The 12,315-nt window shown below is 59.0% G+C and carries 11 protein-coding genes; 1 reads left to right on the top strand and 10 read right to left on the bottom strand.

Going from position 1 to position 12,315, the window contains the following annotated elements; all coding sequences use genetic code 11:
* Window positions 1-13: 13 nt before the first annotated feature.
* The 8 genes from BLP82_RS14470 to BLP82_RS14435 form a co-directional block, all read right to left on the bottom strand.
* Window positions 14-1,087 carry a polyamine ABC transporter substrate-binding protein gene (locus tag BLP82_RS14470; protein WP_092168974.1) on the bottom strand — a complete coding sequence of 358 codons (1,074 nt, stop codon included), beginning with the start codon at window positions 1,085-1,087 and terminating at the stop codon, window positions 14-16.
* Window positions 1,088-1,131: 44 nt separating this feature from the next.
* A complete protein-coding gene (locus BLP82_RS14465) occupies window positions 1,132-1,473 on the bottom strand; it encodes a cupin domain-containing protein (protein WP_092168971.1) in 342 nt (113 codons plus the stop codon).
* Window positions 1,470-2,894 (bottom strand): NAD(P)/FAD-dependent oxidoreductase, encoded by a 1,425-nt coding sequence (locus BLP82_RS14460; RefSeq protein ID WP_092168968.1) that lies wholly within the window; start codon window positions 2,892-2,894, stop codon window positions 1,470-1,472. Before BLP82_RS14460 ends, BLP82_RS14465 begins: the two co-directional genes overlap by 4 nt.
* Window positions 2,895-2,951: 57 nt before the next feature.
* On the bottom strand, window positions 2,952-3,752 hold the full coding sequence (locus BLP82_RS14455) for a helix-turn-helix domain-containing protein (protein WP_092168965.1): 801 nt from the start codon (window positions 3,750-3,752) through the stop codon (window positions 2,952-2,954).
* Between the two features lie 796 nt (window positions 3,753-4,548).
* Entirely contained in the window at window positions 4,549-5,118 is a 570-nt protein-coding gene (locus tag BLP82_RS14450; protein ID WP_092168962.1) for an NADAR family protein, read from the bottom strand.
* A gap of 222 nt (window positions 5,119-5,340) precedes the next feature.
* Window positions 5,341-7,029 carry a thiamine pyrophosphate-binding protein gene (locus BLP82_RS14445; protein ID WP_092168959.1) on the bottom strand — a complete coding sequence of 563 codons (1,689 nt, stop codon included), beginning with the start codon at window positions 7,027-7,029 and terminating at the stop codon, window positions 5,341-5,343.
* A 140-nt stretch (window positions 7,030-7,169) separates the two neighbouring features.
* Window positions 7,170-7,925 carry an aldehyde dehydrogenase gene (locus tag BLP82_RS14440; RefSeq protein WP_092168956.1) on the bottom strand — a complete coding sequence of 252 codons (756 nt, stop codon included), beginning with the start codon at window positions 7,923-7,925 and terminating at the stop codon, window positions 7,170-7,172.
* 282 nt (window positions 7,926-8,207) lie between these two features.
* Window positions 8,208-9,212 (bottom strand): aldo/keto reductase, encoded by a 1,005-nt coding sequence (locus BLP82_RS14435; protein ID WP_092169095.1) that lies wholly within the window; start codon window positions 9,210-9,212, stop codon window positions 8,208-8,210.
* Window positions 9,213-9,305: 93 nt separating this feature from the next.
* Here BLP82_RS14435 and BLP82_RS14430 point away from each other — a divergent pair, with 93 nt between their 5' ends.
* Window positions 9,306-9,761 (top strand): MarR family winged helix-turn-helix transcriptional regulator, encoded by a 456-nt coding sequence (locus tag BLP82_RS14430; protein WP_092168953.1) that lies wholly within the window; start codon window positions 9,306-9,308, stop codon window positions 9,759-9,761.
* Between the two features lie 93 nt (window positions 9,762-9,854).
* Here the strand turns inward: BLP82_RS14430 and BLP82_RS14425 are convergent, their stop codons facing one another.
* Together BLP82_RS14425 and BLP82_RS14420 are read right to left on the bottom strand one after the other, a co-directional pair.
* Complete coding sequence (locus tag BLP82_RS14425; RefSeq protein WP_092168950.1) at window positions 9,855-11,363, bottom strand: amino acid ABC transporter permease/ATP-binding protein; 1,509 nt, start codon at window positions 11,361-11,363, stop codon at window positions 9,855-9,857.
* A gap of 106 nt (window positions 11,364-11,469) precedes the next feature.
* Window positions 11,470-12,273, bottom strand: a complete 804-nt coding sequence (locus BLP82_RS14420) for an ABC transporter substrate-binding protein (RefSeq protein ID WP_092169092.1) — start codon at window positions 12,271-12,273, stop codon at window positions 11,470-11,472.
* Window positions 12,274-12,315: the final 42 nt, after the last annotated feature.

Here is a 12,315-nt window from a genome sequence, read left to right as displayed (position 1 = left end):
TCGGCGACAGGTTTCATTGCCCGCTTTTAATCCGGCTCCAGACCCGCGTGCGCAGCCGGTCGTTCTCCAATGGCATGGCCTCCAGTACAAAGAGTTTTTTCATCACGCTGTCAGGCGGGTACACCATCGGGTCGTTGCGGATGGCCTTGTCGACCAGCCCCTCGGCGGCGGTGTTGCCGTTGGCATAGTGCACATGATTGCTGATGCCAGCCATCACCTTGGGGTCCAGCAGGTAGTTGAGAAATTCGTAGCCGGCGCCTTCATTTGGCGCATCGGCGGGCATGGCGACCATGTCGAACCACATCGGTGAGCCTTCCTTGGGGATGGCGTAAGCAATCTGCTGGCCGTTCCCGGCCTCATTGGCTCGCGCTGCGGCCTGCATCACATCGCCGGAAAACCCCACGACCAGACACACGTCCCCCGTCGCAAGGTCGCTGGTGTACTTGGAGTTGTGGAAGTAACTCACATAGGGGCGCACCTTGAGTAGCAAGGCCTGGGCCTTCTCATAGTCGGCCTTGTCCTTGCTGTGATGCGGCAGGCCAAGGTAGTTCAAGGCGATGGGGAGGATCTCGGGACCATTGTCGAGCATAGCCACGCCGCATCGGGCGAGTTTCTTCATGTTTTCCGTCTTGAACACAATGTCCCACGAGTCTATCGGTACATCGCCCAGGACCGCCTTGACCTTGGCTACGTTGTAGCCGATGCCGGTCCTGCCCCACAGGTAGGGAAAGCCGTAGCGGTTACCAGGGTCATTGGCCTCCAGAACCTTCATCAGCGTCGGGTTGAGGTTGTGCCAGTTCGGGAGTTTGCCGCGGTCCAGCGGTTTGAGTGCGCCGGCCGTGATCTGCCGGGCCATGAAGTGGTTGGACGGAAACACCACGTCATACCCTGAGTGGCCGGCCATCAGCTTGGCGTCGAGCACCTCGTTGCTGTCGTACAGGTCATATTGAGTCTGGTGCCCGGTCTGGGTGGTAAAGTTTTGCAGGGTATCTGGAGCGATGTAGCTGCTCCAGTTGTAGATCCTGACGGTGTCTGCTGCCTGAGCGGTAGACGCGATCAACAGTAACGGAAAGATCGACTTCAACATGCGAGACCTCAACCTTTGTTCTAGGCGTTATGGATGAAGGCAGTTCAGAAAATCAGTACGTAGCTCTTGCGAACGGTTTCTTGTACATCCCAGATTCCCGTCGTGTTCGCAGGGAACATCAACGCGTCGCCGGCCTGGATATGTAGGGCCTCACCACCGTCCGGGGTGAAGGTGCAACGCCCCTGAATGAAATGGCAGAACTCCTGTTGCACGATCTGGCGCCGCCAGCGGCCGGGAGTGCATTCCCACACGCCGGCCTCGACGCCGTCGTCGCGTTCGACGCATGCCGTGGCAACCTGTGAAAGCGGCTCGCCCAGCGGTACACCAACGGCGCCAGGCTCGCCGAGAGGCAAACGGGCGGTGTCGCGAAAATGATCGATCTTCATGCAAACGGCTCCTTGGACTTCATCAGACGTTCCATGCAACCGGCCAGGCCTTCAGCCATCCGGCGACGCCAGTGTGGCGCATGGAGGTTGGCCAATACCTGATCCTCGTGAACGAAGCTCTGGATAATGGCGTTGTAACCCAGCCAGCGCAGAGGCTCGGGCTCCCATCGTGGCAACGAGGCCAGGGGGCGGTCATCCAGCACCCAGGGTTGGCGAGTCAGTTCGTTGTCTTGGCCAAGAATCAACGCCGCCACGGTTCGGCCGCCCAGATTGCTGGCGCCTACACCTTCACCTCCGTAGCCACCCGCCAGCGCGAGCCGCTGGCGACGGTCGGTGAGCATGTGCGGGTGAAAGGACCGGGCAATCCCCAGATTGCCGCCCCAGGCATGGGTCAGGCGCACATTGCGCAAGATCGGAAAGAGTTCACTGAACAGGTGTTGCCGCAATGCTCGTTCGGCCTGAGTGAGGTTGAAGTCACTGCGCAGGCGACCGCCAAAGCGATATCCACCGCGGGCGCCAAACACCAGGCGATCGTCTCGGCTGCGCTGGCCGTAGGTGACTTGTCGGCTGTTTTCACTGAAAGCCTGGCCGCGGGTCAGGCCGATTTCGGCCCATACATCGGCCGGGAGTGGCTCAGTCGCGACGATCAGGCTTTGCGCGGCCAGTTGATGCTTGTTCAACGGGGGCAGGGTGCTGGCATAACCTTCGACCGCCGGCACCACCCAATCGGCGCTCACCCGACCGTGCTCGGTTCGGACCTGGCCTGGCTTCCAGTCGAGCACCGGGCTTTGCTCGTAAATGCGCACACCCATCCGTTCGACGGCTTCGGCCAGCCCTCGTACCAACCGTGCAGGCTGGATGGTCGCGCAGTGAGGTGAGTACAGGGCGCCGTACGCCTGGGCCACATTCAACTGTTCATGCAAGGCCTGGGGGCTCAACCAGCGGTAGTCGTCTTCACCCAGGCCTTGCGCACGGACAGCATCGAGTTGTTCGCGCAGGCGCCGTTCTTGCTCGGGATAACGCGCCGCGCAGTACAGCACGCCGCCTTTGCGCAGTTCGCAATCGATGCCTTCGAGGTGGCACACTCGCGCCACCTCGTCGGGGATTGCATGCAGCAGTTGGTAGCCTGCGTGACGTTGCGCGGCAGGTAGTGGGCCCAGGAGCCGGTCTTCGCCCAGCAGGTTGCCCATCAACCAGCCGCCATTGCGACCGGAGGCGCCGAAGCCGGCAATCTGTGCTTCAACGATGACGATGTTCAGGTGCGGTGCTTGCTGTTTAAGGTAATAGGCCGCCCAGAGGCCACTGTAACCGGCGCCGATAATCACGACGTCTGCTTGCAGATCCTGATACAACGCCGGGCGCGGCGTCAGCGCCTCGCCGAGTTGCTCCATCCACAAACTCACACCACCCCAGCCAGACATCCCATGCTCCATCGGTTGATTGCCGACAGAGATTAATGCGCTGCGACGGGGGCTGTGTTATCTGCGGGCACGCGCGCAATTGGCTTTCAACCACGCCTTGGGTGTGCAACCGGTATGACTGCGGAAGGCCTTGTAGAACGCCGAAGTGGAATTGAATCCGGCACTCGCCGCAAGGGCATCGATGGGCGCGTTTTCACCGTGATTGGGCAGGCGCTCAAGCAGGTAGGTCAACCGGGCTTGGGTCACGTAGCGATAGAAGCTTTGTCCCAGCACTTGATTCAGCAGGTAAGACAGCTGATTGCGACTGTACCCGGTGGCGCTGGCAATCCGTGCAAGGTCCAGATCCGGGTCGAGGAATGGCTGCTGGCGCGTAAAATAGTCGGCCAAGTCTCGCGCCATGAAAGTCAGCTGACGCGCCGAGAGCCCCAGTTTACTGATGGCGGGCGCGTGGCGCCCAGTCTGAGGCTCGCTGTCGCGCACCAGTGAGGCATATTCGTTTATACGAAGGATCAGGCCATCACATACCGTGATGGCTTCACTGGTGCGAAAAACCACCCGCTCGCCACTGCCTTTCAGCGCGGTCTGGTACTGGATGAATGCGGTACAGCCATCTGCACGGATGCGGTCGTTGTGTTCAAGATACTCGTCGGGATGACGCGGCAGCGTGCTGGTGATGTAAGCGCGCAACTCGGTCAGGCCCATGCTGCGGTTCTGGAAAAAATCGTTGTACTGCACGTGCGGGTGATACATCGCGAGAATCGCCTCCAAGTCACGGCGTTTCCACGCCATGTGGTAACGCAGCACCACTTCGAGGGTCAACGTTGTCTGTTCGGCGGTATCTGGCGGAAGGAGAGGCATTGGTTGACCGGCGTAGAGACTGGGCTAGCGCCAGTCTAGCCCTGCAGTGGCTCACCGAACAAATACAGTGGCCTCATACCTGAGCCCGCCAGGGGCTACGCAAATTTGGTGAAAGGGATATTCACTCTGTTTCGCAGGAGCCACGAAGAAGAAACACGAGGCTACCCAACGGTATATCTACTTTCCGAACGTTACTCGCTATGGTGAACGGATCGTGTAGACGTTGCCTGCCTCCACGAATAAACATCAGATTCTGTAAGGTGGTTTCGATTCTGCCCCCCGTTGGTGTTTCAATAACGAGCGCTTCGCTCGAATGTATCGGGTGCGGAAAGTCATGTGGGATGCCAGGGCAAATCACACAACCGACACCATTTACTTCAAAGATTTCTTCAACTTCGCAGATCAAATGCATGCCATGGGGACCTACGAGAGGGAGGACGTCTATTCTAAGCAAATTCTTCGCCTGGCCGATTCAGGGCTGTTTTGAGATTGTCAGTTTTCGGCCATTTCGCCATCGGATTTTAAGTTCTGCGCGCTGGCCCAGGCCTTGAAACGTGTTGTACCAAACATCATCGAGCAGACCCGGCTGAGCAACGACAAAACCTGAGCGCGGTTTCTCGCGTCGTTATAGAAAACCCGATTTAGCGTTTTTACACACTCTGGGCAAGAAGCAGCCGCTCGAAGGTGCCGACGACAATTCCGGCGAATCAGCTTTTGTTGATTGACGCGTTGTCTTGATAAGGTCTCATGCAAGCCCTGGCGTTCGCCAAAGCTTTTGCGTTTTTCGTGAGTAAGGTCAGGACCTACCTTGGGCCGGCATACCAGTCCCGTCCCGCACCTGCATCAGCGCAAATCCCAGCAGATTCAAGCCTTTCCAGAGATTCGGATTGTTCGCATCCGCGCTGTCCTGTGCGAGCCCTATTCCCCAGATGTTATCAACCGGGCTGGCTTCGACAATAACCCGCGAACCGGTTTGTAGAAGATATTCGTTCAACTGCGGATTCTGGGAGAACTTGGCCTGGTTCGCTCGAACGACGATGTCGTATCGGTGTTGCAGCCAAACCTTATCATTGAATCCGCGCACGTTGCGGCCAAGCGCTTTGGCGGCATTTGGAGTCGGAGCGTGGAGCACCTGCGCACGAATATCCTGATCGTCGAACAAGGCCGCTTTCTCGGCCATCATGTAGTGTTCGGCTGTCGGGTAATGTTGCCCGTCGACAATGAACCCGGCCTCGAACCATTGGCTGAAGCACGAAGCCGTGACGCCAGTTTTACTGCGCTGGTGCCCCCAGAAAAACGTAAAGCTCAGACATTCTCCAGAGTTGAAACGGGCGCACAGTTGTTTCAGATGTTCAGAGTCGTTCAATTACATATCCTCGCTAACTGAAGATTGAAGCTACAGCTCTTGTGCTGACCAAGGCAACCACGAAGCTTGGTAGATCGAACGTCCACAGGTTGGGGAGTAATTGCATCTCTTCAACCTAATCAAGATCAACCGATGCCAAACACTTTGCGAACTTTGGCTTGCTTACCGATGCTTTGGGCCACATTAGCCAGTGCAACTCAGTTTTCGAAAGGCCCGTTAGCTTCAAGCCATGATCGGCAATTCGATGAGGTTGGGGCGGCCTGAGCGAATGCCATCCTCGACCGCTTCAGCTATATCGCTGGCGCGCTCGACCCTGCGCGAAGCAACCCCCAGGGAGGAGGCGAGGGCCTGGAAGTCGATGGCCGGGTTCCGGATGTCCATGCCGATGAACTGGTTCGTACCGGCACTTCGGTAGTGCGCCTGGCTACGCGCGTAGTTTTTCAGGATGTTGTATTCGCCATTGTTCATGACCACAAAGGTGACGGGCAAACGCTCGTGTGCCGCTGTCCAAAGCGCTTGGGGTGAATACATCGCCGAGCCATCGCCGACCAGGCAGACCACCGGGGTGCGGTCCAGGCCAAGGGATGTACCGACAGCCGCCGGCATGCCCCAGCCGAGGATGGCGCTCCGCGTAAACAGGTACTGGCGGGCCGAATGCGAATCCAGGCACGCACGCACATGAGCGATGGTGACCGGCGCTTCGTCGACGATCCACACGTCAGGGCCGATTGCCCGGACCGCTTCATGGGCCGCAACGAAAGGCGTTGTCACGGGCGTATGGAATTCGCGCTTCGCGCGCTCGGCCACTTCGATTCGGCGGGTACTGCGCTCGTGCGCAGCGACATTTCGCAGCGTCGCGATTGCCTGGCGGTGTGGGGCCAGTGCCTGATCCAATAACGGCAGCAACAACTGCAAGGACAGTTTTATGTCGCCTATCAATCCCAGTGCCGTTCCATGCACTCTGCCCAGTTGGTGGCCATCGCCGGTCAATTGAATGAGACGGCAATGAGAGGGGATCGCCGGGCCTTGCGAGTATTGGTAACTGATCAGCGAATGGCCGCCGAGAAGCAAGACCGCATCGAAGTCAGCGAACGTTTCGCGGATATCGGCAGCTTTGGGCGACAAGGCTCCGCGCCATTGAGGATGAGCGGTGGGGAAGGGGATATGCCCGGGCCAGGATGGCCCGAAGACCGGCGCTCCGAGTGCTTCGGCGAGTCTCACCGCTTCCACTTGCGCATTCGACTGGAAGACCTCCTCCCCGACGATAATCGCCAGGCGGCCGGGGGTAACCGTCGCCAAGGCGTCAGCCAGCGGGTCAATCGCCGCGGTCACCGCACTTCGTTCGATTCGCGACGGCTGGCCAGCATCGGCATCGGTGTGCTGCTCCATCACGTTGATCGGCAGCGAAAGGAAAACCGGGCCGGTCGGCCCTGTGCGGCAGTCCTGAAGAGCGCGACGCAGCAGCATCGGGATATGTTCGGGGTGCTGGATTTCCTCCGCCCATTTGACGCTCGGACGGGCCAGGCTGACCAGATCACCATGAAGCAGCGGGTCGGTCACGCCATGGCGGGTATCCTGTTGGCCCGCGGTGATCACCATCGGCGTGTTCGCCATCTTCGCGTTCAGGATGGCGCCCATCGCATTGCCAAGGCCTCCTGCTGTATGAAGGTTCACGAAACCGGGGCGGCCGGATGCCTGGGCATAACCGTCGGCCATCGCCACGACGGAGGCCTCCTGGAGGCCGAGCACGTAGTGAATGTCGCAGACACCCGAGAGCGCATCGAGCAAAGGCAGCTCCGTTGTGCCCGGATTGCCGAAGACATGGCGAACGCCTTCGCTGCGCAGTACTTCTACGAGCAGGTCCGCGCCGCGTTGCCCACGGATGCTGGGGATGCAGGGAGTTGAAGGCATGGCACGAAACCTCACTCATTTGGAATAAATACTTTACCCCGCTTTTGTGGCTATCGAATTGCCAAATGGCAATGCGCCCCCCGTGCGGCGGCGACGCTAAAAGCCCTGACGCTGGGTTTGATTTGAAGCCCGTCAGTGATTCAACGTCCGCCCATTCTTTCGAGCGACTGGCTTTTGCACGGCAAATCGCTGGTACGCTTGTCCGAGGCTTTGCGAATCGCATTGCACAAGGCCCGGACGATGGGTACGTAGCTCAGCTGGCTGGGCTGGCAGGCCTGGAGCGCACCCGTTGGGTTGATCAAGTGTACGGCGATGTGCCCTGGCAGCCATGAGACGAGTGGCCAGCGGGGTCGTTGGGCGATCGTCGGGCACAGATCAGCCGCTGTCACACCAAATTCAGCAGATGCCACGAATGCGACCCCCATCAGGCACGCGCCTTCAAGCTGGGCGCGTAGGCGACCGGGGTTTTCTACAGCGCCCAGGTCAGCGACAAACACCGTGTCATGCACAATCAAGCGGCCCTCGTCGCTCAGCTCGACATCGAGTACCGCGGCCATGCAAGTCTGCGCATCGCAGTGTGCGGCGATGCCCTGGGTTCGGCGTCCGTCTGAAGGCTTGCCCCAATGGCTTCGCGTGGCCGCTTCGGTGATGACGCTACGCATTCGCCGGGCATCGAAACCTGAGCGTTGCACGGCGCCGTCGGCCCGTGTTGATACCGAATCGATCAGGGAAAGCAGGTAGTCTTGTTGATCGAGCCTGCATGCAGGGTCCTGTGCGGCCATGAATTGCTGTTCGGCGCGCAGGCGAAGCAACAGGTCTTTGCGGTCCAGGATACCGTCTGGCGATGGCCAGATGAATTGATCAAGCGCGCTGTCGTGCCCGTCAGGGTGGTTCATCTGCGTTTCTCCTTCCGGCTGATGACAAGAGCTCCAGCAAAAGGCAACCTCGGGTGCAAAATCTCTGGTTAAGCCAAGTTCCTGCGGGAGCGAGCAGGCTTGCTCCCGCAGGTTCGCGCTGGCGCCGCGGGAGCAATCCTGGCGTTACTTTAGGCGCAACGATCTGACGTCAGGGTGACGGGAGGCTGACAGGAACATGTCAGGCGATAAAGGGGGGCGGGTAGGTGATGCATACAGTTGAGCCTGGCCTTCTTGTCGTCGGCTTGCATCACCCACCCACGTTCAAGCCACGATCTGCGCTGCTCCGCAAGCCCAAGGGGTCGCTGTCCTTGCTGGCATCGAAGGAGACAAGCTGCTAACGGTGTCGAGTCGATGAATCTGCTCGGCTGACAGTTCGACCGACAGGGCTGCGAGGTTGTCGGTCAATTGCTCAAGCGAGCGCGGGCCGATGATGGGCAACGACCCGTGCGTGCCGGACCAGGCGATGGCGACCTGACCGGGGCTGACGCCCAGTTCGTTGGCGATGGCGATGACCGCGTCGAGGACCTGTGTACGCTGCTCGCTATTCTCTGCTTGGAACACCTTGCCACCGAGGCCCTCGGCGCGTCCTTTCTCGCCCTTGCGGTACTTACCGGTCAGCATGCCTCCGCCGAGTGGCGACCAAGTGACGATACCCAATCCCAACGCATGCGAAGCCGGGAACAGATCAATCTCGGGTTCGCGGTGGACCAGGCTATGCTCGAATTGCGCCGCGGCGATCGGCACCGAGTGGGTGAGTTCGGCGAGGGTGACTGCTCGCGATAGCCGCCAAGCAGGAAAGTTGGAGAGGCCGGCATAAAGAATCTTACCGGCGCGGGCGAGATCTTCGAACCCACGGACAATTTCTTCGATGGGCGTGACATTATCCGGCCAATGCACCCAGTAGAGATCGATGCGATCGGTTTTGAGTCGCTTCAGGCTCGCCTCTACCGAGGCCACCATGGCTTTACGACTATTGCCAGTGACGAGGCGATCGGCATTTGGCTGCGCGCCTTGGGTGTACTTGGTCGCCAGGACGAAACGCTCGCGTCGGCCCTTCAGCAGGGTACCGAGCAGCTCCTCGGACTCTCCGAACTGGTAGATATCGGCCCCATCGATGAAGTTGCCGCCGGCCTCCGCGTAGGCGTTGAAGATTGCCGTGCTGACATCGGGATCCGCACCGTAGCCCCAGCCTGTGCCAAAGTTGCCCGTCCCAAGCACGACCTGGGACACACTCAGTCCTGTTTTGCCGAAGGGTGCATATTTCATGTTTTCACCATTGATCAAGTCGGAACGATCTTTTCAGATAGTGTCGGTGCAAATAAAATTGTATATGCAAATATTGCAGGTACAATAGGCTCCATGAAAAATACTATCAAGCCACAGGGCTGCACCAACCTGAAGCTCCGCCAGCTCAATCGCATGGTGACGCGTCACTACGACCGCTACGTCGCCGAGTCCGGCCTGAAGAACACGCAGTACGCATTGTTGTCCCATGTCGTCAGGCTGGGGCCTATTCGGCCGAGTGATCTGGCCAGGCAAATGCAGATGGATAATTCGACCTTGACTCGAAACATGCAGTCCCTGACCGCTCAGGGGTGGCTGGAAATTGGTGCAGGAGGCGATGCCCGCAGTCGCCTTGTCGAAGCGACCGAGGCTGGACGCGTAAAGCAAGCCGAAGGCCAGCGGGCGTGGAAGGAGGCACAGCGAGCACTCAATGGTCTACTCGGCGTGGAGCGCGTGGCTGTATTGCACGAATTGCTCGACGCCTGCATTGCGAGCCTTGACGACGATCTTGATGAATCCCCATCAGAATGAATCGCCAGCAGCTCCGCAACGCATAACGTGGGTGGGAACCAGCGTGCTTGACGGATATCCCACCGCGAGTGTCAGGACCCAATCACACCGCGTTCAAACCCTCATGAATTTTCTGATTCTCTCGCCGCACTGATCAGCTCGGATCATCCCAGGCGCCGCATCCAGTTTGACCAGGCCGTCCTCCATGAAAACCACCCTGTCGGAAATTGACATGGCGAAGTCCATTTCATGGGTCACGATCAACATGGTCATGCCTTCTTTTGCCAGGTCGCTGATCACCTTGAGCACATCGCCGACCAGTTCCGGGTCAAGGGCTGAAGTAGGCTCATCGAACAGCATGATGTGGGGATCCATCGCCAATGCGCGGGCGATTGCCACGCGTTGTTGCTGACCGCCCGACAACTGATGCGGATACTTTTGCGCATGCGCCAGCAGCCCGACCTTGTCCAGCAGAGCGTAGGCGCGCTGCTCGCTGATGGACTTGTCGCGGCCATGATAGCGCGGCGCGAGGGTGACGTTGTCGAGAATGGTGCGATGGGGAAACAGGTTGAAGCTCTGAAACACCATGCCGATACGCTGCACCCCATGGCGTACTTGTTGCGTGTTGGTGTTGTCACCGGCGTGGATATAACTTTCGCCGAATAGAATGATCTCGCCCTGGTCGATGCTTTCCAAGGCGTTGACGGTCCGAATCAGCGAGGTTTTTCCCGATCCCGACGGACCGATAATGGAAATCACCTGGCCCACGTTGACATCAAGGTTGATGCCCTTGAGCACGGCGTGCTGGCCGTAGCGCTTGTGAATGTTCACCAGTTGCAGGGCGGGTGCCGAGCCAGGCCCCGGCGCTGTACGAGCGTCTGCCGAAGCGGGCGCCGACCGTGACGCGCGTAGACGCCGCAGACTGATGTCATCCAGCGTTTGTGGTTTGCGGTTGTTGAGCTCCAGGTGTTGCTCCAGCCAATGAAACAGCCAGCCGAGCACGGTCACGATCAGCACGTAATACACCGCCACGGCCGACAGGGTTTCCATGACCAGGAAGTTTTGCGCGTAAAGGCGCTGGCCCACGGTCAGCAGTTCGGTCAAGGAAATCACCGAGACCAGCGAGGTCAGTTTCACCACGGTGATGTATTCGTTGATCAGTGTCGGCAGGGAAATGCGGAACGCCTGTGGGATCACGATCAGGCGCTGCAAACCGATCAGGCCGATGCCCAGTGCACGGCCGGCTTCTTTCTGGCCTTTGGCAACGGATATCAAGCCGCCACGATGAATTTCCGCCATGTACGCCGCCTCGGTGACCACCAGTGCCAACAGGCCTGAATAGAACGGGTTGGACAGTACGCCACGGGTGACCGGGAACATCTGCGGCAGGTTATAGACGAACACCACCAGTACGAGCAGCGGTACGCTGCGAAAGAACCAGATATAAACCGACGCCGGCACGCTGATCCAACGCGTGGCCGAAAGCTTGGCCGACGCCAGCAGGAAGCCCAGCAGCATGCCGATGAACCAGGCCAGCGTGCTGAGTTCCACCACTGTAATGCAGGCTTTCCAGAAGTCCGAGACCGAAAACAGAGAAAAAAAGTAGGGCCATTCAAATTGCATGTGTACCTCCAACTGCTGGCGTCGACGGAGGCTTCACCTATGCCGGGCAGTCAAGCGAACGCCGCCGACTGTGGGAGCGGCCTCGCTCCCACAGGGCTGCACTGAGTCAGTTAGTCGGTTCTTCCAGGTTGTATTTCTTCAACAGGGCGGCGTATTCACCCGACGCTTTCGTCGCATCAAAGGCCTTGAGCAGCGCCTGATAGAGGGCGTCGTTGTCCTTTTTGACGTAGATACCCAGTGTCTGTTGATAGATCGAGTGCTCGGTGCTGATCACAACCCGGCCTTTGGTGCGTTCTGCGATCATGCCGGCGGCGCCGTCGATCTCCACCTGAGCCTGCACGTTGCCGGAAAGCAGCGCCTGAGTCACTTCAGGAGCGGACGGGAATTCGCTGACCATGATCGCGCCCTTGTTGTTCGGGGTGCAGTAATCGGTCGAGAGTTTGTTGAATTGCGTCACCCAAGTGGTGCCTTTTTCCAGGCCGACTTTCAGGCCGCAGAGGTCTTCCGGTACTTTCGGTTTCAGCGGGCTGTCCTTCAGCACCATGATCGCTGCGCCAGTCTTGGCGTATGGGATGGTTTGCGCCTGAGTCTGCCGTTGGGGGGTGATGTACATGCCCGAGATGATCGCGTCATAGTGACCGGCGTTCAGGCTCAGCAGCAGGTTGGAAAATTTGGTGTCAACGAAGTCAGCCTTGAGGTCCAGATGTTTGGCGAGTAACCGCGCCAGTTCGGGGTCGGAGCCGACGACATTTTTTTGTTCGTCGTATGATTCGAAGGGTGGATAGGTGATTTCCATGCCGACCTTGAGGACGCCGGGTGTCACCGTCGTGGCTGCGTGGGCTCCTGTCGCACCGAGGAACGCGAAGGCCAGCAGGGACAAGCGGACAGCAATGTTCATTGGGTTGCGCATCATCGGTGACTCCACGTCGAAAAAGTAGGATTGGACTGGTTT

Source organism: Pseudomonas sp. NFACC37-1, assembly GCF_900101575.1.
GTDB classification, from domain to species: Bacteria; Pseudomonadota; Gammaproteobacteria; order Pseudomonadales; family Pseudomonadaceae; genus Aquipseudomonas; species Aquipseudomonas fluorescens_AA.
Note: the sequence above shows the minus strand (reverse complement) of the source record. Positions and strands in the feature narration are given on the sequence as shown.